A 21,579-nucleotide genomic window follows, 5' to 3' on the forward strand; every position below is an offset into this window, starting at 1 on the left:
CGTTTCGCATTCGGCAGTTGTCCGATATCACGGATCATACGTGCGAAAGGACATCAGATGGCGATACGAAACTTCCTGAGTGTATTGATCCTTTCGACGTGCCTGCCCGCAGCCATTTTCGCGCAAGAGGTTTCATTGGATGTGGCCGGCGACGACGAGACGTTGCAGACGCGGCTTGAAACGGCATCTTTGGGGCTGGCCTTGGAAGAGGATGGCGCCACCTCTCCGCAAGATTACATCGCCGCTGCGCGGGCAGATTATCGACGCCTGCTGACGGGGTTGTATTCGGCTGGCTATTACGGCGGAACAATTTCGATCCTTGTCGACGGGATTGAGGCGTCACGCCTTGATCCGTTGGTGCGCCGCACCTCTGTCGGCCGGGTTGAGATGCGCGTGATCCCTGGCCCGCAGTTCACCTTCGGCCGCGCCGAGATCGCCCCGCTGCCCCCGGGAACACAACTGCCGGAGGTGTTTGGCACGGGCCAGACTGCGGGATCCGATGCCATCACGCAGGCCGCTGCCGCGGGCATAGACGGCTGGAGAAACGACGGCCGCCCGCTGGCCCGCGTGGCCGCAGAACAGATTACGGCACGGCACGCGGACAGCGCCCTCGATGTTGCAGTCACACTTGCCCCGGGTCCGCGCCTGACATTTGGCACCATCACGGTCGATGGAAACGAGGCCGTGCGCACGGACCGCATTCTGGCCATCGCGGGGCTGCGGGCCGAAACCTACGACCCCGCCGAGATTGCCACCGCCGAGGCGAACCTGCGGCGCACGGGCGCATTTGCCTCAGCCACCGTGATTGAGGCGGACGCGGCGGTGGATGGCACCCTGCCCTTGACGCTGTCGGTTGTCGAACAGCCCGCGCGACGCATCGGTGCGGGCATTGAATTTTCCACGGTGTCGGGCCTGACGTTGTCGGGCTTTTGGTTGCACCGCAATCTGCTGGGCGGCGCGGAACGTTTGCGCATTGATGCAGAGGTAACAGGGCTATCGGGCGGCACCGGCGGCATTGATTACAGCCTCGGGGCCGCGTTCTTGCGCCCCGCGACCTTCCGCAGCGACACCGACTTTTACGCAAATGCCAGCATTGCCCAATTGGATGAGCCGAATTTCTTTGAACGCGACGTCTCGGCTGAGGCGGGGATCATCCGGCGGATTGGGGAAGATGTCGAATTGCAGTTCGGTCTTGGCCTTGCCGCAGGTGAGGTTGAGGATGATTTGGGCGAAAGATCCTACAGCCTGATTTATCTGCCCCTTGAAGGGACAATCGACCGCCGCAATGACCCCTTCAACCCCACATCGGGCTACTTCGCCAATTTGTCTATCGCCCCGTTTGCAGGATTTGACGACACCGACAGCGGTGCGCGCATTGTGGGCGATGGCCGGATCTATCGCAGCTTTGGCGAAGATGACCGCGTGACTTTGGCCTTTCGCAGCCAAATCGGATCGATCTTGGGGGCGGATGCGGATGCGGTGCCTGCATCCTATCTGTTCTTCTCCGGCGGGGGCGGCACGGTGCGCGGGCAACCCTTCCAATCTTTGGCGGTCGATCTGGGCGGAGGGAATGAAACAGGGGGCACATCGTTCTTTGGTGCCCAACTGGAAGCACGGGTGAATGTCACGGACACCATCGGCGTAGTGGGCTTTTACGACACCGGATTCGTCGGCACCGATGACCTGCCGTTCGAGAACGGTGAATGGCACGCGGGCGCGGGCCTTGGGCTGCGCTACAACACCGGCATCGGACCCATCCGGCTGGATGTGGCCACCCCCACAACCGGCGACAAGGCCGGTGAACGGATCGAAGTTTACATCGGGATTGGGCAGGCGTTTTGATGCGGATCTTATTTCTTTGCGTGGCGCTGATCTGGTCTGTTTTTAGTCCTGTCGCCGGTGTTGCCCAGACGAACGAGGACGACCGGTCCTACATTACTGGCCTGATCGAAGACGCGATCAACAATGACGAATTGACGGTCCGGCTGATCAATTTTCGCGGTGCCCTCAGCTCTCAGGCGACGGCGGATGCCATCACCATCGCCGACCCTGACGGCGTCTGGCTGCGGATGGAGGACCTTGTGTTTCAATGGGATCGGTCCGCGCTCCTGAGGGGCCGCGTTGAGGTTGAGACCCTGAGCGCGGGTGTAATCGAGTTGATCCGCCTGCCCTCAACGCCACCCGGTGACGATATGCCGACGGCTGAGGCCACGCCCTTCAGCCTGCCCGACCTGCCCGTTTCCGTGGAAATCTCGGACGTGCGTGCAGATGAAATCATCCTGACTGAGGCGCTTTTGGGGGAACGGGTGCGCGCGCGTTTTGAGGGCAATCTGACGCTAAAGGACGGTGTTGGTGCGGCCACCGTTTTGTTGGAACGGATCGACCAGAAAACCGGCTTGTTCGACATTGATGCCCGTTTTGAAAGTGAAACACGCCAGTTGGCCTTGATGGTGTTGGCTGAAGAAGGGCGGAACGGCATCGCCGCACGGCTGATCAATCTGCCCGACCGACCCGCCGTCCGCCTGACCGTTGATGGCGACGCGCCGCTTGATAACTTCGTGGGCGATATTGCTTTGGCGACGGATGGGCAGGACCGCATCACCGGCACGGTTCAACTGTCCACCCCCACGGGCACCCTGGATCAGGCGTTCAAGCTGGATCTGAGCGGCGATCTGCGCCCCATGCTGGCCGATCAATATGACCCGTTTTTCGGGGCCGAAACGGTGTTGCAGGTCGAAGGCACGCGGTTTGGGGCGGGCGGTTTGCGCCTGTCCGATCTGACCGTGTCATCGCAACAGCTTGACCTGCAAGGCGCTGTTGAACTGGACCCTGCGAACTGGCCCGAACGGATTGAACTGCGCGGCCGGTTGGGGACGGACGATGGCAGCCGGGTGTTGTTGCCACTGTCTGGCACCCCGACAGAGGTCGCTGGCGTCACTTTGAATGTTCAGTATGACAAGGCCGATGGAGATGCGTGGACGGGCGCATTTGATGTGACTTCACTGCGCCGCAACGGTCTGTCAATCGATGCGCTGGCGTTGTCCGGCGGCGGCATTATTCAACAAGGGGCGGGCATAGATCGGGGCCGGTTCACGACCGATCTGTCCTATGCGGCGCGCGGCTTGGATTTGAACGATGCCGCCCTGAATGAGGCGATTGGGGCGGATATTGAAGGGACAATCAAACTCGGGCGGCTTGAGGGTGAGCCTTTCGTGTTGGAGGGGCTGACCCTGTCTGGTGCGGGGATTGATGCAACGGCCCGCGCCTTCATCGAGGGGCCGGATGAGAGGTTTGCAACCCGAGCAGATCTTGAGGTCACGGCCGACGATTTCAGCCGGTTTGCCGCGCTAACGGGGCTTGATCTGCGCGGAATGGGACAGATCGCGCTGGAGGGGACAGCGCAACCGTTTGATGGCATTTTCGATCTGGCCATCGACGCGCGCACGACGGATCTGGCCCTTGGCATTGAACAGGCCGATGCCCTTCTCGAAGGGCTGACACGGGTGCAATTGGATGTGGCCCGCGGCACGCAAGGCATCACCGTGCGCCGGATCGACATTGCGGGCGACGCGGTGACCGGCACAGGACAAGCCATGCTATCGTCAACCGGGGCGACCGCAACCTTCCAAGCGCAGATCGACGATCTGGCCCGCGTGGTCACAGACCTGTCTGGCCCAGCCGTGATCGAGGCCGAGGTCGCCACGGATGAGGCCGGTGTCATAACCCTGTCAACAGACCTGACGGCCCCGCAGGCCAGCGCGACACTGAACGGGACTGCCCGGCCCGTTGAAGGGGGATATGATTTGGAGGGGGCGACCGATCTGTCCGTCACCAACGTGCGCGCCTATGGCAATCTTGTGGGTCAGACCCTGCGCGGTGGCGTCGGCGCTGACATTACAGGTTCGTTCAACACGGCGACCGGCGTGGCATCTGCGGATGTCGATGTGCGCACCCAAGACATCGGCATCGGGTCTGCGCCTGTGGACCGGATTTTGGCAGGCTTGGGCCGCATCAGTGCGAATGTATCGCGCAGCGACGAAGGCCAGTTGCGTTTGGATGCCTTGGACGCGGTGTTTCCCAACCTGACCGTGCGGGGGGATGTTGTGACCTCTGGCGCTGACACAACGGCGGACATCACGGCGCGGCTGCGCGACGTGGCGCTTTTGGTTTCCGATTTTTCCGGGCCTTTGACCGCTGATATTTCCGCACGGCAAACGGCCAGCGGATGGGTTGTGTCCGGCGATGCCGACGGCCCCGCGGGCACGTCGGCGCGCGCATCCGGCACGGTTGCAAATTCCGGCACGCTTGATCTGGATATCAGCGGATCGGCGCCTTTGGCGCTGGCCAATCTTTATATCGCACCGCGCCAGATCAACGGGCGCGCGACTTTTGATCTTAGCGTGAACGGCCCCCCTGCCCTGTCATCCGTACGCGGGCCGGTGCGCATTTCCGACGCGCGGTTCAGCGCCCCGACCTTTGGCCAAGCCTTGGAGAATCTGGGCGGCACATTGACTTTGGCCGGCGGCACCCTGCGTGTGGATTTGGCCGCACAAAGCAGCGCGGGCGGGGACCTGTCCGTCACAGGCCCCGTCGATTTATCAGCGCCCTTTCAGGCGGGTCTGCGGGTCAATTTGGCAGACATTGTGTTGCGAGATCCGAACCTTTACCGGACCACTGCAGACGGATCGATCAGCGTCGACGGCCCATTGGCAGGCGGCGCGCGGATTGCGGGACGGATTGATCTTGGCGCAGCCGAAGTGCAGGTGCCGACCACCGGATCAAGCGCGCTGGGAAGCCTGCCCGAAGTGACCCATCTTGGGCCACGAACCGATGTGCGTGCCACGCTTGACCGCGCAGGCGTCGGGGTCTCGCCTCCCTCGCAGACGGGCACCACCAGCCGTGGGCCATCCTACGGAATGGATCTTGAAATCCGCGCGCCGAGCCAGATTTTCGTGCGCGGGCGCGGGTTGGACGCGGAACTGGGCGGATCGTTGCGCCTTGGTGGGACGACCAGCAACATCATCCCCATCGGGCGGTTTGATCTTGTGCGCGGACGGCTAAGTATTTTGGGCCAACGGTTTGAACTGGACGAAGGGTTCGCCCAGCTTCAGGGAGATTTTTCACCGTTCTTGCGGCTTGTCGCACGGACAGAGGCGCAAACAGGGACGATTGTGAACATCGTGGTCGAAGGGGAACCGGACGACATTGACGTACGGTTCGAAAGCACACCAGAATTGCCGCAAGATGAGGTTCTTGCGCAGCTGTTGTTTGGCCGCGATCTGACGTCTATTTCTCCGCTGCAGGCGGTTCAACTGGCCTCTGCGGTGGCGACGTTGGCGGGGTCCGGCAATGGCGGCGGCGTGATCAATTCGTTCCGGCAGGATCTGGATCTGGATGATCTGGACATCATCACCGACGAAGACGGGAATGCGGCCGTTCGGGCCGGCAAATACATATCTGATAATGTGTATACGGATGTGACTGTGGGTGCGGGTGGGACGTCTGAGATCAACCTGAACATCGACATCGACCGCAATTTCACAGCGCGGGGCACCGTCGCGTCAGATGGTGAAACATCTGTGGGGATTTTCTTTGAGCGGGATTACTGATTTGCCGATGGGAGGTCACTTGGATCGAATGGGCTGTGCCCATCCGACCCGCGCGCGCTTTGCGCGCGAATTTAGGTATTTTTGACCCAAAGAAGCGGGCCACGCACGTTGATTGGAATGTCCAGATTTAAGACGCTATGAGGCCCGCTGACCCCAAGGCGGGGTCGTGTTCGGCCACCACGTGATTGGGGGCGACTTCGACCATTTTGGGTCGGTATTGATCCGCGTCTGGGTCATCGACCAGCTTGGAGGGCATGAACCGTAATGCGGCACGGGTGTCCAGCGGGCTGGGCAGATCGCCTTCGAGCAGTGTGCGGGTTTTGGCCCGTTCAATTTTGGGATCAGGTGTGGGCACGGCTGAAATCAGCGCCTTGGTATAGGGATGGGTCGCGTTGGAGTAGATTTGATCGCGGTCCGCATATTCGACAACACGGCCGAGGTAGAGGACCATGATCCGGTGGCTGACCTCACGCACAACGCTGAGGTCGTGAGAGATGAACATCATCGTCAGACCCATCTTTTTTTGCAGCTCAATCAACAGATCAATCACCTGTGCTTGCACGGAGACGTCGAGGGCCGAGACGGCCTCATCGCAGATCACCAATTTGGGTTCGGTGATAATGGCGCGGGCGATGCCCACACGTTGGTTCTGCCCGCCCGACAGCTCATGCGGGTAGCGGTTGATCATGTTGGGGTCGAGGCCGACGTTTGTGAGCATTTCGCGGACTTTGTCTGTGCGCTCGGCACGGCTGAGGTCTCGGCGATGGAGTTGCAGCGGTTCCGCAATAGAGGCGCCGATGGTCATGCGTGGGTTGAGCGATGCCAGAGGATCCTGAAACACGATTTGCAGGTCCTTGCGAAGGCCGCGCATTTTACCGCGCTCCCAACCGGAGATGTCTTGACCCAGCCAAGCCACCGATCCATGGGACGCAGGGATCAGGTTTAGCACCCCACGGGCAAGGGTGGATTTTCCACAACCGGATTCGCCCACCACGCCCAAAGTCTCACCTGGGCGCAGATCGAACGACACGCCGTCCACGGCGCGCAGCATTTTGGTGCGCCCGAACAGCCCGCCCTTCATGCGGATGGGGAATTGCACTTTGAGGTCATCCACCTTGAGAATCGGATCTTGCGGGGCCACGGGATCAATAGAGGGGCGCGCGCCACGATCCACCTGATCAATGCGCGGGACAGACGCCAGCAGCATTTTGGTGTACTCATGCTGCGGATTGTAGAAAATCTGGTCGACCTCGCCGGCCTCGACGATCTCACCCTTGCGCATGACGATGATGCGTTGGCACATGCGGGCGACGACACCCATGTCGTGCGTGATGAGTGCGATGCCGGTGTTGGTTTCACGGCGCAGATCGTCCATGAGTTCAAGGACCTGTGCCTGCACGGTCACATCGAGTGCCGTTGTGGGTTCATCGGCCAACAGAAGTTCCGGCGCGCAAAGCATGGCCATGGCAATCATCACCCGTTGGCGCATCCCGCCTGAAAGTTCGTGGGGATACTGGCGCATGCGTCGGGCGGCCTCTGGGATGCGGACTTTTTCAAGCCATTCGATACAGCGCGCGTCGGCGGCAGCCCCGCGCAGGCCTTCATGGACCTCAAGGATTTCACGCATCTGTTGGCCCACAGTCAGTTGCGGGGTCAGGGCCGTCAACGGATCCTGAAAGATCATCGACATCTTGGCGCCGCGGATGCGTTCCAGCTGCTTTTGCGGCATGGCCAACATGTCGTGGCCTGCGAACTCAATCGCACCCGTGGCCGCGCCGTTCTTTGCAAGAAGTTGCATCGCGGCCAGGGCGGATTGGCTTTTGCCGGATCCGCTTTCCCCCACGATGCCCAGACATTCGCCTGGTGCCACATCGAATGAGACACCTTTGACGGCGTTCACGGATCCATCGGGGGTTTCGAACGTCACGGCCAGATCTTTGACCGACAAAATGGGTTGGGTCATGTCAGCGGTCCTTGGGATCGAGGGCATCGCGCAGGCCATCGCCCACGAAGAAGAACGCAAAAAGCGTGGTCAGAAAGAAGGCCAGCGGAAACAGCAGCATCCAGAGCGTGCCGTTGTTCATTTGCCGCGCGCCAAGGTTGATGAGCGCCCCAAGCGAGGTGTTGGGTTCCTGAACGCCGAGGCCAAGGTAGGACACGAAGCTTTCGAACAGGATGATCTCGGGCACCAGCAGGGTGGCGTAGACCACCACGATACCGGCCAAATTGGGCACGATGTGACGCAGGATGATGGTGAAGGTTGGCACGCCTGAGGCGATGGCGGCCTCGACGAATTCCTTGTTCTTGATCGTCAGGGTTTGCCCCCGCGCGATCCGCGCCATGTTCAGCCATGAGATCAAGCCGATCCCGATAAAGAGCATCAACAGCGAGCGGCCAAAGATCACGAGCATCAGGATCAACACGAACATGAAGGGGATGGACAACAAGATGTCCACGATGCGCATCATGATCTGGTCCGTGCGCCCGCCGATGTAGCCTGACACAGCGCCATAAAGCGTGCCGACGAATACAGCCACGAACGCGCCCACGACCCCCACAAGCAGCGAAATGCCGGTGCCCTGCACAACGCGCGCATACAAATCCCGCCCGTCTTGGTCGACGCCAAAATAGTGGCCCGTTTCAAATGAGGGCACGCCGCGAAAGGCGTTCGCGCCCATCAGGCTGAAATCCACGAAATCGGGTTCATATTTCGCCAACAGCCCGCCAAAAAGGGCGAAGAGCGTCATCGCGATGAGCACGATCAGTCCCGTGACGGCCGCCTTGTTACGCAAGAACCGCCCGCGGGCGTCTTGCCAAAGCGACCGGCCCTTGACGGCCTCAAGCGGGGCGTCGGTCAGCGTTTCGGCGTGTCTGGTTCCAAACATCTTTGTCAGCCCCCTTTAGTAACGAATTTTCGGGTCGATCCACGCATAGAGGATATCGACAATCAGGTTGAACAGAATGGTCAGCGCCCCCACCAGAACCGTGATCCCCATGATCACGGCGTAGTCGCGATTGAAGGCCGAGTTCACGAAAAACTGCCCGATGCCACCCGTTGAGAAAGCAACATCAACGACGACCGATCCGGTGATGATGCCCACGATCGCCACGCCGACATAGGAAATGACGGGCAGCATGGCGGGTTTCATTGCATGCCGCCAGATGACGCGGCGCATGGGCAGGCCCTTGGCGCGGGCGGTGCGGATAAAATTGGAATTGAGAATTTCAAGCATCGAAGACCGTGTGATCCGCGCAATCGACGCCATGTAAGATGTACTCAGCGCGATGACCGGCATGATCACATGATCCCATTGCCCGCCGTTCCACCCGCCGCCGGGCAACCATCCCAGCCACAGGGTAAAGATCAGCACCAAAATCGGCGCCATCACAAAATTCGGAAGCGCCTGCGCGCCGATGGTGATCCCTACGGCGAGGTAATCGAGCCACGTATTTTGTCGCAACGCGGCCGCCACCCCCAGTGAAACGCCGACGATCACAGCGACCAGCACGGACCATGCGCCATAGGTCAGCGTCACCGGAAATCCTTGGGCGATGACATCGTTGACCGTGCGGTCACGGTATTGGAACGATGGGCCGAAATCGAAATGGAACACCACGTTTTTAACGTAATCGAACATCTGTTTCCAATAGGGCTGATCCAGGCCGTAACGTTCCAGCACGTTGGCCATGACCTCAGGCGGGAGAGGGCGTTCACTGTCGAAGGGACCACCGGGGGCCGCGAACATCAAGGCGAACGAAAACAGGATAAGGATCAGCAACGTCGGCACAGCAATGACCAGACGTTTGACGATGAAGGTTAACATGACGGCGTCCTGAAAAAGAAAGACGTCGGGCCACGGATGGCCCGACGCACATTTTAAATCCTAAGGCTTACTCACCCGCGGTGATGTAAAGATCCTTGGAGTACCAGTTCTGCAGGAAGTTTTCCGTGGGCCAGTTGGCCAGGTTTTCATCCTTCATCCGCACGGACGCGTAGTGGTAGATCGGGATGATTGCCGTTTCGGCCGAAGCGATTTCTTCGATCTTCTGATAAAGCGGCATGGCGTCTTCAGCGACCTTGGCCTCAGCCAGCAGGACGTCGATTTCGTCGTTGACGAATTTGCCATCATTGTAGGAAGAGCCGGAGTTGAACAGATCCAGGTAGGTGCTGGGTTCGTTGTAATCCGCACACCAGCCTGCACGTGCAACCTGATAGTTTTGCTCCCCACGGGTATCGAGGTAGGTTGCCCACTCCTGGTTGGCCAACTCCGTGTCGACACCCAAGGTCTGTTTCCACATCTGACCGATGGCCACAGCGATGGACCTGTGGCTGTCGGAGGTGTTGTAGAGGATCTCAACCGTCAGGGGTTCCCCGCCTTCGCCGTACCCCGCCTCTGCCATCAGCTCCTGTGCTTTGGCGTTCCTCTCTTCCTGGGTCATATTCGCAATGTCGATGTCTGGTGTGGACCAGCCGGACACAGCCCAGTGGGTGAAGGTGTAGGCCTCACGCTGGCCGCCGGCCAGAATGTTGTCGACGATCACGCCACGGTCCACCGCAAGGCTCAGCGCCTTACGGACGTTGGCGTCCTGCAAGGCTGGGTTGCCGCTGTCGGTGTGGTTGATCAGGTAGTAGTAGGAACATGAGCTTGGGAAAGACAGTGCCTCACCAGGATATTCCGCGTTCAGACGGGGGAACTGGCCTGCGGGCACGTCCATAACCAGATCAATCTCACCGGCCAGATACCGTGTCAGCGCCTGATTGCTGTCGTTGATGATCAGCGCAGTGACTTCGTCGATGATGGTGTTTTCGTTGTCCCAATAGGCCTCGTTGCGGACACGGACCAGCTTTTCGCCAGGCACATATTCGGACAGCACATAGGCGCCGTTGGACACGAAGTTTTCCGGATCGGTGTAGTTGTCGCCGCCAGCCTCAATCGCTGCACGGTTCGCAGGGAACGTGGTCGGGAACGTCAGCATCTGAGGGAAATAGGGGCGCGGTGCGTCGATGGTGTAGACCACCGTGCGGTCGTCTGGGGCGGACACGCCCAGCTCTTCCACTGGCATTTCACCGGCGATGACGGCACCAGCGTTGGTGACGCCCATAACCTCAAGATACCACGAATAAGGGGATGCGAGCTCGGGATCGGCGGCGCGCTGCAGGCCGTAGACGAAATCGCCAGCCACGACCGGATCACCGTTGGACCACACCGCATTTTCACGCAGCGTGAAGGTGTAGGTCATACCGTCTTCGGACACGTCCCAGCTTTCGGCGACGCCGGGCAGCACTTCGCCTGCGGCGCTTTCCGTGGTCAGACCTTCGAACAGGTCACGGGCGACGGAACCGCCTTCGACATCCTCGACCATTTGCGGGTCGATGGACGGGAAATCATCAAGAATGGAATAAGAAAAACTCTGCTCTGAGGCGAGTGGCTCACCGGTTTCGGGGTGGGTGGCGTGGGCATCGGCCCAGACCGCACCTGCACCCGCGATCATCAATGCCGCGGTCGAGGCCAAAAGTTTTGTATGCAATGTCATATGGTTGCTCCCTATGTTGGACAGATCACTTGCGCGGTGCAGTCTCTGTCTGGTTATGGGTCCCGCGGCTGGGCGCGGGATTGCGCACTACCCTTGAGGGAGTCGCCAAGGAAGGCAAGGGCCACCACCGGTTTACGCCGCGCCAATCGCCCAAAATGGATGCGATCGGCAAAAAATTGATCAATTTGATTGATCAAGGCCGCCTATTTGCTGAGCAAGTGACGCAATTTGCGCGACACCCTCTCCGTGGCGCAAGGCGCTGAAGACAAAGGGGCGGCCCGCCCGCATCCGCGTGGCGTCGCGGTCCATCACCGAAAGATCGGCGCCCACATGGGGGGCCAAATCGGTTTTGTTAATGATCAAAACGTCCGATTTGGTGATGGCAGGCCCGCCTTTGCGGGGGATTTCTTCGCCCGCGGCAGTGTCGATGACATATAGGGTGATGTCCGCAAGCTCAGGCGAGAAGGTGGCAGAGAGGTTGTCGCCACCGCTTTCGATCAGCACCACATCCAGATCGGGGTGACGCGCGCGCATCTCAGCCACGGCGGCCAGGTTGATCGACGCATCTTCGCGGATCGCGGTATGCGGGCAGCCACCCGTCTCAACCCCGATGATCCGGTCTGAGGGCAGCACTTGCATCCGCACCAGCGCCTCCGCATCCTCTTGCGTGTAGATGTCATTGGTGATGACCCCAACCGAATAGGTCTGCGCCCAATGCTGTGCCAGTTTCGCGGTGAGGGTGGTTTTTCCCGCGCCCACGGGGCCACCGATACCGATCCGAAGGGGGCCGTTTGATTGTGTCATGTGCGAAATACTCTCGACGTCAGGGTTTCGTGGCGCATGGCGGCAATGTCGCTCAGGAATGCGGTGGAGGACAGCTGATCCAGATCGCCCGTCTGCGTGTCCTGCGCGATTGCGGCGCACTCCGGGGCGAGGGCTGCGATGATCTTTTGCCCGTCGGTTTGGCCGATTGGGATCAGACGTTGGCCGACGGAGACAAGGCTGGTGACAAAGGCCTGAAGGAACATCGCCGACGTAAGGGGCAGCGGCAGCCCCGCCAGCCGTGCGGCCCGGCCGGCGGCCACAGGATATGTCAGCCCGCCAAGGTCATGGCCCGTAACGGACGCCGTGATATCGGCAAAGGCCACACCGAGCAAATCCGCCTCCATCAGGCGTTCCTTGGAGGCCACAAACGCCCGCAATCGGGCGTCGAGAGGGGCGGGATCATCCGCATGATAAGCCGCGGCCAAAAATAGCGCGTCGTTGCGGCCCGATCCATGGTGCACCACATCCGCGATCCACTGATGAAGCGATGTGGGACCCTCCACATCGCCATCTGCAATCGCCTGTTCCAGCCCATGGGAATAGGCAAACGCCCCCACGGGATAGGCCGGCGAAAACCACTGCGACAGCGTCAGTGCGGGATCAATGGGCATGACCATGGGTCCGTCCGTGCCCGTAGGCCCCGCCTTCGGGCGTAAAAGGCGCTGTGATGGGGGCAACAGTGGCGCCGAGTTTGCCGAGCATATCTTCCATCACGTGGTTGGTCTGGATAAGCAGATGGTCCGCCCCCATCTGGCAGGGCGTATGGCGGTTGCCGATGTGCCACGCAAGCCGCGTCAGATCTCCTGTGATTTTGATCAGCGGTTCCGGTGCTGCGATGACTTCGATCTCTCCGCCATCGGTGATCAATCGGCCACCGTGGTCCATCGACGTGGTCTGCGCCAGATCCACCAACACCTGCGCGCCGCTGTCTGTGGTCAGCACCTTTCGCCGCAAGAACCGTTCGTCATAGGTCAGCGTCACGCGATCGACAGCAGGCCCATGCCCATGGTCGCGATAGGTTTGGGCTGTCTGCATTGGCATCAGAACAAGAAATACCGCTGCGCCATGGGCAAGACCTCGGCGGGTTGGCATGTGAGCAGTTCGCCGTCTGCGCGCACTTCGTAGGTTTCGGGGTTCACCTCAACCACCGGCAACGCGTTGTTCAGGATCAGGTCTTTCTTGCCAATGTTGCGTGTGTTCTGGACCGCAATCGTCTGCTTGGACAGGCCGAGCGTGTCGCGCAGGCCTGCGTCCTGTGCGGCACCTGACACAAAGCTGACCGATGTCTGCGCCAAGGCCCCGCCCATCGCGCCGAACATGGAACGTGTATAAACCGGCTGCGGCGTAGGGATCGACGCATTGGGATCGCCCATTTGGGCCACCACAATCGTGCCGCCCATCAAGACCATCTCAGGCTTGACGCCAAACATCGCCGTGTCCCACAACACCAGATCGGCGCGTTTACCTTCTTCGATGGACCCGATGTGAGATGAAATCCCATGGGCAATGGCCGGATTGATCGTGTATTTCGCAATGTAGCGGCGCACACGCATGTTGTCGTTATCGCCGGTTTCCTCTGCCAGCCGCCCGCGCTGTTTCTTCATCTTGTCGGCGGTCTGCCATGTGCGGATCAACACCTCACCCACGCGGCCCATGGCCTGACTGTCGGACGCGATGATCGAAAACGCACCCATATCGTGCAGGATATCTTCGGCGGCAATCGTCTCACGCCTGATGCGGCTTTCGGCGAAGGCCACGTCTTCAGGGATAGATTTGTCAAGGTGGTGACACACCATCAACATATCCAGATGTTCCTCCAACGTGTTGACCGTGAAGGGCCGCGTGGGGTTGGTGGAGCTAGGCAACACATTGGCATCGCCACAGATTTTGATGATGTCCGGTGCATGGCCGCCCCCTGCCCCTTCGGTGTGGAAGGCATGGATCGTACGGCCTTTCATGGCGGCCACAGTGTTCTCAACAAACCCGGATTCATTGAGAGTATCGGTATGGATCATCACCTGCACGTCCATGTCGTCGGCCACACTCAGGCAGCAATCAATTGCGCCGGGCGTGGTGCCCCAATCCTCATGCAGTTTCAGACTGCACGCACCGGCATTGACCATTTCCACCAGTGCCCCCGGTTGGGATGCATTGCCCTTACCAGACAGGCCGATGTTCATGGGAATGCCGTCAAAGCTCTGCAACATGCGGCCAATGTGCCAAGGCCCCGGCGTGCAGGTGGTGGCGAGCGTCCCGTGCGCCGGCCCTGTGCCACCGCCAAAACAGGTTGTCACGCCGGAATGCAGGCTGTCCTCCATTTGTTGCGGGCAAATGAAATGGATGTGGCTGTCCATGCCGCCCGCCGTCAGGATACGGCCCTCGCCGGCAATGGCCTCTGTGCCGGGGCCGACGATGATATCAACACCGTCTTGCGTGTCGGGATTGCCCGCCTTGCCGATCTTATGGATCAACCCGTCGCGCAGACCCACGTCGGCCTTGTAGATGCCCGTATGGTCCACGATCAGCGCATTGGTGATGACCGTATCAACGGCCCCCTCGGCGCGGGTGGTCTGCGCCTGCCCCATGCCGTCGCGGATGACTTTGCCGCCGCCGAATTTGACCTCTTCCCCGTAGGTCGTAAGGTCGCGTTCCACCTCAATGATCAAATCCGTATCCGCCAGACGCACCTTGTCGCCCGTCGTCGGACCAAACATCGCTGCGTAATCGTGCCGTGAAATTTTCGTCGCCATCCTACAAATCCCCCATCACGGCTTGGTTGAAACCGAAAATCCGTCGCGCCCCGCCAATTTCAATCAGCTGCACCTCACGTCGCTGGCCCGGTTCAAACCGCACAGCCGTTCCGGCGGCAATATCCAGACGCATCCCGCGGGCGGCATCGCGGTCAAAATCCAGCGCGGCATTGGCCTCTGCAAAATGGTAATGTGACCCCACTTGAACTGGCCTGTCACCGGTGTTTGCCACCATTAAGGTTAACGCCTCGCGCCCTGCGTTCAGCTCCAACTCCCCGCTCGCGGGCATCACCTCACCCGGGATCATCGCATCTTTTGTCATCGCGCTGGTCTCCTCTTCATCTGACCAGAAAAACTCAATCCAACGTCGCGCTTAGCGGATCGGATTATGAACGGTCACCAGCTTTGTTCCATCGGGGAACGTCGCCTCAACCTGCACGTCATGGATCATCTCGGGCACGCCCTGCATGCATTGATCCCGCGTGATCACCTGTGCGCCCGCCTCCATCATATCCGCAACAGACCGCCCATCTCGCGCGCCTTCCACGACCGCATCCGTGATCAAGGCAATCGCCTCAGGGTGGTTCAGCTTGACGCCACGCGCCAGCCGTTTGCGCGCGACCTCGGCCGCCATGGCGACCAGCAGTTTGTCTTTCTCTCGCGGGGTGAGTTGCATCTTAAATCCTCCAGACGCGGGGCAATGGGCCTGCGCGCAGATGTTCCAGCACAGGCACAAGGGTTTGTCGCAAAATGAAACTGTCAGGCGCAAGAAGCCGCAGGTGCAGAATATCTGGTGCCAAAAGGCTGGCCCCCGCCGTCAATGTCAGCATCTCGCGCAACCGGCCGAGGTGATGTTCCGCATCTTTGCCCACATAAACCAACGTCGCCAAAGCGCCCGCACCACCCGCACGACGCGCCATTTGGGCTGTCAGATCACCCGTCAGCCTGACTGCATCTTCAAACAGCGGCACGCCTGCGCGCCGGATTGACACCGCGTCGTCAAACATCACGTCGGTCAGGGCCTCGCCGCGGGCTGTTCGGCCAAACACTAGTGGTTCAACAAACAACAATCCGGCGTCTGCCACCAGATCGATCTGCATCCGCCGCTTTAACCGCGCGCCGTCAAACAGGATCGTTTCCTGCGGCAACCATGCAAATTCAGCGCCCGCCTGTACGGCGATGTCCGTGCACAGCGATCCGGCAACCGGGCCAACGGCCCGGTAGGCCCTCTCAGCCGCCTGGGTTGTGACCGTCACCTGGGTGTCGGCGCCCGCCTCAAACGTGGCGTTGAACCGGTCCCCGCCGGTGATCCCGCCGGCTGTGTTAACCGTAACCGCCTCAAGCGTCTGACGTGACGTGTTGGGAAAGACCACCTTGAACGATCCGGCCTGATGCAACTCGTCGATGACACTGCGCCCGTCGCGCAATTTTGACGATACGCGCAAGCGACCGCGTGCGCGGGGCTGAACGACGTGTGGAGCGTCGGCAGAGGAAGACAAATGCGACAGGGACATTTCTTGGGCGACCATTGTTTCGGCGCTCATGGTGCTGATCCTGCCCCAGACCACAAGGTCATCCATGAATTCTGTGGCCACGGGCCGACATCATACGGGTGTTTTGCCTGCTTTTTAGGCAGATCACGCGGGGCGGCTGCACCATAATGCGCTCCGCGCGTTTATCCCTCGGCCTCTTGGTCTTCGGCGTCTTGGTCTTTGGGTGGGGTCACGATGCCGTAGTCATTCAATTGCTCAGGCAGCAGCACGTATATTTCGTCAGGTGGGGTCACGAGGGCGTGTTGCATCACCTCCGGATCAACCCCCATCTCAATCAGATAAGTCATCACGCGGCCTTGCCCGCGCTGGATATCCTCAACCGCGAGAAAGGCCGGAAGGATAGTATTAGTATCGAAAAAATGTTGATGCACGCCCACCTGCGCATCGTCATCAACCGAACGCGTCACACCAGCGGACAGCACGTAAGGACAGGCCGACAGGCAAATATCGCCCCCGTTCATGACCGTATCAATCCCGTCCTCGCGCAGGCGTGTGCCAATGGCCAAAGCATCGCTGACAGACCCCCCGGGGGAGTTCAGACGGATCGCCGTAGGCAGATCACGGCCCGCATCCGCTTCGGCCTGCATAAAATCTTCAAACCTTGCAGCGTCGCCCGGCGCGATCCGGCCCGTCAACGTCAGCACCTCCCCCTGAAGATCAAATGCGAGGCGGTCGGGCATATCCCCGGTGGAGGTATAGGGCCGTGCGGGGTTGCCGTCGCGTGCGGGGGCAAGCGGCATATCTGCGGGCCTGTAGCGGCGCGTCTGATCCCCGGGGTTTACGGGTTGATCAAAACGCGGCTGGGTGGACGGCAGACCAATTTGTGGGATCACCCGCAGCAGATCGCCGCCCATCAGGAACAGCGCCAATGCCAGTTGGACTGCCAAAACGCCGTAGATCATCCGGCGCACGGGGTTCGCGCCGGATGTGGTCTCCTCCGCGACCGCATGGGAATCAGGGGGCGTGTCAGTCATTGGCTTTGGGGGCCGAGACCGGCAGTGGTTTAGGCGGATCGGCGGCGTTGTCTTTGGCGCGGCTCATCGCGGCTTCCATATCGCCGACGGCGTTGAGGGCGGCGCGCAATTCCGCAATTGTCATCGTGTCTTCGACGCCGACACGGGATTTGCCGGACCGGATCGCCGCGTGAGTGATTGCAAGGATGAACACCAGCACCGCAGGCAACAGATCAATCGCGATGGCGCCCGCCCAGCTGGGCACAAAGTTCTCGGCATAGCGGATCACGGCGTCTGCGGTGCTGATCGGAGTATAGATCGTCTCGGACGGGGGCGGCATGGCGATAACACTATCGGCGGCGCGGCGCAGGGTTTCGGCGCGCTGGCCCAACAGTTGCAACACCGACTGGATCGTGGATTGTTGCCCCGCGCGGCTGGCCGCCGTGCTGCCATCAAGTTCGGGCAACACCACTGACGCGCTCAGATCTTGGGCGGCACGGCTGACCAAGGGCGCCACGCTGAGTTGACGCAGCTGGGTGATGACACCGGACAGACGCACCGCTTCTTCGGAAAACTGGACAGAGCGCACCTCAATCGGGCCGGGTTCCACCGTCAATTGGCGCATCCGGCTGAGGATCGCGTTGCCTTCGGCAAAGGCGGCGTTGACCAACGGCTGCTGGCTTGCGATTTGGTTCTCCAACCCTGCAAGTTCATCCGATTTCTGGCGCAACAGACGGAACACCGCGCCGCGTCCGGCGAGGCCCGACAGATCGCCTGTCGCCTCTTGCTCTGACAGGTCCTCAAACGATTGACGCACGCGGGCGACGTCCCGTTCCAACCCTTGGGCTCTGACAGCGATCTCATTGGCGCGTTCCAACGCGCCTTGGTAATCCTGAACCGTGCGCGCGAGATGCTGTTCGACGGCCGCAGCGCCTGCCAAGGCGGCAGCATTGAGCCATGACGACATGGCGATGATCGCAAGTGAGCCGAACAGCATCGACACAAACAACCCCATCCGCGCGCCCACAGTGCGCACCGCAGGCAGCAGGCGCATCAGGTACGACCAGAACACAAAGATCCCGACGGACACCGCGATGGAATAGCTGATCGCGGCAAAAAAGCTGAGCGCGCCGTTGTCATCGAGAAGCGACGTGACCCCAAGGTAGGTGTAGATACCCGAGGCCACGGCAAGCACGCCCAAAGCCGCCGCTGAAAAGCTATCGAGCCAGCGCACATGCCCCTCAAGCTCGGACGCGTAGCGCACGCCCTGTGCCTCCGCATGGGTCAATCGTTCGTCGGTCATTGCTAAGCCCCCAAATTCAGTGCCTTGATATATGGGGCAAAAGGAACGGCGCGCAAATCACATCACGCGGACGCGGGCGGGATTTCGCGCGTGAGCGGACGGTCGGCGCCGTGTTACAGCACCACACGCAGACCTTACTTGTGACCCATCCGCAATCGCGCCAAAAGGTGGCAAAGTCATAGATCAGGAGGCCCCCATGCGCGCCGCAGATGTCATCGCCCAACGCCTTTACGCCGCCGGATGCCGCTATGCATTCGGGATGCCGGGGGGGGAGGTTTTGACCCTGCTGGATGCGTTGGACAAGGCGGGCATCACCTTTGTTTTGTGCCGCCATGAGAACGCCGCGGGCTTTATGGCCGAAGGTGTGTATCACCGCACCGGCGCACCGGGCATTTTGCTGGCAACGGTGGGCCCGGGGGCGCTGAACGGGATCAACGTGGTGGAAAACGCCCGCCAAGACCGCGTCCCGATGATCGTGCTGACGGGCTGTGTGGATGCCGATCAGGCGCAGACGTATACGCATCAGGTGCTGGATCAGCCGCAGGTGTTCCGTCCGATCACCAAGGCGACCTTTACGCTCGATGCCAAAGCGGCCCATGTGATTGCCGACAAGGCCGTGGGCATCGCCACCGAAGGCCGTCCCGGCCCTGTGCACATTGACGTACCGATTTCAGTGGCCGATGCCCCTGCGGACGGGGGCGGCGTATTGCGACCGACTGCCGTGCCCACAGTGCCCGCGCCTGAGGTTCTGGCGCAGGCAAAGGGCGCACTGGCCCGGGCCAAACGTCCGCTGATCATCGCCGGACTGGATGTCACATCTGAGGACGGCGCTGCCGCCGTCACCGCAGCGGCCGAAGCCCTGCAGGCCCCTGTCATCACAACCTACAAAGCCAAGGGTCTGATCCGTGAGGACCATCCGCTGTCATTGGGGGGTGCGGGGCTGTCACCCAAGGCCGACAAAATCCTGTTGCCGCTGGTGGCTGAGGCTGACGTGATCTTGTGCATCGGCTACGACCCGATTGAAATGCGTCCGGGCTGGCAAAACCCGTGGGATCCGGCGCGACAGACGATCATCGACATCACCGCAGCCCCCAACCACCACTATATGCATCACGCGACCCAAAATATCATCGGCGACCCTGTGGCCAGCGTCACCGCGATGCTGCCCGATGCGCCCCTTTCGGGCTGGCCTGACGCCCGCCCTGCCGCTGTGCGGGCGGACATCGAAACCGCCTTCGCCCCCCCAAAGACATGGGGGCCTGCGCAGGCCATCGCGACATGTCAGGCCGCCCTGCCAGAGGATACGCTGATCACCGCCGACAGTGGCGCGCACCGCATTTTGCTCAGCCAGATGTGGACATGTCTGCACCCCAAAACGCTGACGCAATCGTCAGGGTTTTGTACGATGGGCTGTGCTGCGCCTTTGGCCATGGGTGCGCAGATTGCGGCCCCCGATCGCACGGTCGTCTCGTTCAGCGGCGACGCTGGGTTCCTCATGTGTGTGGGCGATCTGGCGACGGCGGCAGAAAATGAGGTGCGCACGATCTTTGTTGTGTTCGTCGATGCCTCCCTCGCGTTGATTGAGCTGAAACAGCGCGGGCGGCAGATGAAAAACGTGGGCGTAGATTTCAAAGGCACGGACATTGCCGCCGTGGGCCGCGCCTTTGGGGGCGACGGATACACCGTTGATAACGCTGATGATCTGACAGCTGCATTGACGCAGGCGCAAGCTGCGGACACCTTTAGTGTCATCGCAGTTCAGATTGATCGAGGGGCATATGATGGCGCATTCTGAGGGGACACGCGGCGCGCTGGACGGCGTTCTGGTTCTGGACCTGACGCGCATTCTGGCCGGACCAACGGCCACGCAGATGCTGGGTGATCTGGGCGCCACGGTCATCAAAATTGAAAACCCAGCAACGGGCGGGGACGACACCCGCACGTGGGGGCCGCCTTATGTGCCAACCCACGACGACGAGAGCGATCTGAGCGCCTATTATCTGGCCGCCAACCGCAACAAATACTCGGTTGCGGCAGATCTGTCCTCATCCGAGGGGCAAGCCACGGTACGAGAAATCGCGGCCCAAGCGCAGATCGTCATCGAGAATTACAAACCGGGGGGGCTTGCGAAATACGGGCTGGATTATGCCGCACTCAGCGCATTGAACCCTGTGTTGGTCTATTGCTCCATCACCGGGTTTGGGCAGACTGGCCCCAACAGCGCACGCCCGGGCTATGATCTGATGGCGCAGGGCTATGGCGGCATCATGTCCCTGACGGGCGATCCGAACGGCAGCCCGATGAAAGTCGGCGTGGGCATTGCGGATGTGATGTGCGGGATGAATGCGGCCATCGGAATGCTGGCCGCCCTGCGTCACGCCGAGGCCACGGGCGAAGGCCAGCATATTGATCTGGCCTTGGTCGACAGCCAAATGGCTTGGCTGATCAACGAGGGCACGAATTATCTGGCCTCCGGCAATACCCCGCAGCGGCGCGGCAACGGGCACCCCAATATCGTGCCTTATGATGTGTTCCCGACGGCTGATGGGCATATCATTCTGGCCGTAGGCAATGACCGACAATTTCAGGCATTTTGTACCGCGTTCGGGCGGGATGATCTGGCGGAGGATCCGCGCTACGCGACCAATCCCCTGCGGATCGAGAACCGCGTGGCGTTGACCGCATCGGTGGCTGAAACATTTGCAGATCTGGCGGCTGATACCGCGTTGCAGATGTTGCAAAACGCAGGCGTGCCGTGCGGGCCGATCCACACCGTCGATCAGGCACTGACATCCGATCAGGCGCAGGCCCGCGATATGGTGGTGTCCGTTCCGTCGGCTGATGCCGTGGGCGGCGATGTGCGATTGTTGGGGAATCCTTTGAAATTCTCAAAGACCCCGGTCAAATACGCCAAAAGCCCACCACGTTTCGGGGCAGATTCGGATCAACTGAGCGACATTCTGGATCAGCATGCCAAACGGCGCCGATCACAAAAAGTTCAAAGCTGATCACATTCCCGCGTCATAACAGACAGGTGAGGGGCAGCTTTCT

The 21,579-nt window shown here is 60.7% G+C and carries 17 protein-coding genes; 4 read left to right on the forward strand and 13 right to left on the reverse strand.

Features of this window, described 5'->3' with window-relative positions; translation table 11 throughout:
- Nucleotides 1–57: 57 nt before the first annotated feature.
- The gene (locus PSJ8397_RS11055) at nucleotides 58–1,842 is read left to right on the forward strand and encodes an autotransporter assembly complex protein TamA (RefSeq protein WP_235000695.1); all 1,785 of its coding nucleotides are present in this window, start codon (nucleotides 58–60) and stop codon (nucleotides 1,840–1,842) included.
- Nucleotides 1,842–5,609 carry a translocation/assembly module TamB domain-containing protein gene (locus PSJ8397_RS11060; protein WP_085864661.1) on the forward strand — a complete coding sequence of 1,256 codons (3,768 nt, stop codon included), beginning with the start codon at nucleotides 1,842–1,844 and terminating at the stop codon, nucleotides 5,607–5,609. The genes PSJ8397_RS11055 and PSJ8397_RS11060 overlap by 1 nt, the downstream gene beginning before the upstream one ends.
- A 127-nt stretch (nucleotides 5,610–5,736) precedes the next feature.
- On the opposite strand, the gene PSJ8397_RS11065 is transcribed toward PSJ8397_RS11060, so the two are convergent.
- The 13 genes from PSJ8397_RS11065 to PSJ8397_RS11125 all read right to left on the reverse strand — a co-directional run bounded on the left by PSJ8397_RS11065 (nucleotide 5,737) and on the right by PSJ8397_RS11125 (nucleotide 18,528).
- Entirely contained in the window at nucleotides 5,737–7,572 is a 1,836-nt protein-coding gene (locus tag PSJ8397_RS11065) for an ABC transporter ATP-binding protein (protein WP_085864662.1), read from the reverse strand.
- 1 nt (nucleotide 7,573) lies between these two features.
- Nucleotides 7,574–8,494, reverse strand: a complete 921-nt coding sequence (locus tag PSJ8397_RS11070; RefSeq protein ID WP_085864663.1) for an ABC transporter permease subunit — start codon at nucleotides 8,492–8,494, stop codon at nucleotides 7,574–7,576.
- Between the two features lie 15 nt (nucleotides 8,495–8,509).
- Complete coding sequence (oppB, locus tag PSJ8397_RS11075; RefSeq protein ID WP_085864664.1) at nucleotides 8,510–9,433, reverse strand: oligopeptide ABC transporter permease OppB; 924 nt, start codon at nucleotides 9,431–9,433, stop codon at nucleotides 8,510–8,512.
- A 67-nt stretch (nucleotides 9,434–9,500) separates the two neighbouring features.
- On the reverse strand, nucleotides 9,501–11,144 hold the full coding sequence (locus PSJ8397_RS11080; protein WP_085864665.1) for a peptide ABC transporter substrate-binding protein: 1,644 nt from the start codon (nucleotides 11,142–11,144) through the stop codon (nucleotides 9,501–9,503).
- Between the two features lie 180 nt (nucleotides 11,145–11,324).
- Nucleotides 11,325–11,948, reverse strand: coding sequence for an urease accessory protein UreG (ureG, locus tag PSJ8397_RS11085; protein WP_085864666.1), 624 nt, complete (start codon nucleotides 11,946–11,948; stop codon nucleotides 11,325–11,327).
- Nucleotides 11,945–12,580: an urease accessory protein UreF gene (locus PSJ8397_RS11090; RefSeq protein ID WP_085864885.1), complete on the reverse strand. Its 636-nt coding sequence runs from the start codon at nucleotides 12,578–12,580 to the stop codon at nucleotides 11,945–11,947. The genes ureG and PSJ8397_RS11090 overlap by 4 nt, the downstream gene beginning before the upstream one ends.
- Nucleotides 12,570–13,004 (reverse strand): urease accessory protein UreE, encoded by a 435-nt coding sequence (locus PSJ8397_RS11095; protein WP_085864884.1) that lies wholly within the window; start codon nucleotides 13,002–13,004, stop codon nucleotides 12,570–12,572. The genes PSJ8397_RS11090 and PSJ8397_RS11095 overlap by 11 nt, the downstream gene beginning before the upstream one ends.
- A gap of 5 nt (nucleotides 13,005–13,009) precedes the next feature.
- Nucleotides 13,010–14,719, reverse strand: coding sequence for an urease subunit alpha (gene ureC, locus PSJ8397_RS11100; protein ID WP_085864667.1), 1,710 nt, complete (start codon nucleotides 14,717–14,719; stop codon nucleotides 13,010–13,012).
- A gap of 1 nt (nucleotide 14,720) precedes the next feature.
- On the reverse strand, nucleotides 14,721–15,026 hold the full coding sequence (locus PSJ8397_RS11105; RefSeq protein ID WP_085864886.1) for an urease subunit beta: 306 nt from the start codon (nucleotides 15,024–15,026) through the stop codon (nucleotides 14,721–14,723).
- A 66-nt stretch (nucleotides 15,027–15,092) separates the two neighbouring features.
- Nucleotides 15,093–15,395 (reverse strand): urease subunit gamma, encoded by a 303-nt coding sequence (locus tag PSJ8397_RS11110; RefSeq protein WP_085864668.1) that lies wholly within the window; start codon nucleotides 15,393–15,395, stop codon nucleotides 15,093–15,095.
- A gap of 1 nt (nucleotide 15,396) precedes the next feature.
- Entirely contained in the window at nucleotides 15,397–16,263 is an 867-nt protein-coding gene (locus PSJ8397_RS11115) for an urease accessory protein UreD (RefSeq protein WP_085864887.1), read from the reverse strand.
- A gap of 131 nt (nucleotides 16,264–16,394) precedes the next feature.
- Nucleotides 16,395–17,246 (reverse strand): COG3904 family protein, encoded by an 852-nt coding sequence (locus PSJ8397_RS11120; RefSeq protein ID WP_085864669.1) that lies wholly within the window; start codon nucleotides 17,244–17,246, stop codon nucleotides 16,395–16,397.
- Nucleotides 17,239–18,528 (reverse strand): hypothetical protein, encoded by a 1,290-nt coding sequence (locus PSJ8397_RS11125; protein ID WP_085864670.1) that lies wholly within the window; start codon nucleotides 18,526–18,528, stop codon nucleotides 17,239–17,241. The genes PSJ8397_RS11120 and PSJ8397_RS11125 overlap by 8 nt, the downstream gene beginning before the upstream one ends.
- A 196-nt stretch (nucleotides 18,529–18,724) precedes the next feature.
- On the opposite strand from PSJ8397_RS11125, the gene PSJ8397_RS11130 reads away from it, so the two are divergent.
- Together PSJ8397_RS11130 and PSJ8397_RS11135 are read left to right on the forward strand one after the other, a co-directional pair.
- Entirely contained in the window at nucleotides 18,725–20,323 is a 1,599-nt protein-coding gene (locus PSJ8397_RS11130; protein WP_085864671.1) for a thiamine pyrophosphate-binding protein, read from the forward strand.
- Complete coding sequence (locus PSJ8397_RS11135; RefSeq protein ID WP_085864672.1) at nucleotides 20,310–21,536, forward strand: CaiB/BaiF CoA transferase family protein; 1,227 nt, start codon at nucleotides 20,310–20,312, stop codon at nucleotides 21,534–21,536. Before PSJ8397_RS11130 ends, PSJ8397_RS11135 begins: the two co-directional genes overlap by 14 nt.
- Nucleotides 21,537–21,579: the final 43 nt, after the last annotated feature.

The sequence above is a fragment of the Pseudooctadecabacter jejudonensis genome (assembly GCF_900172275.1).
In the GTDB taxonomy this organism is placed as follows: domain Bacteria; phylum Pseudomonadota; class Alphaproteobacteria; order Rhodobacterales; family Rhodobacteraceae; genus Octadecabacter; species Octadecabacter jejudonensis.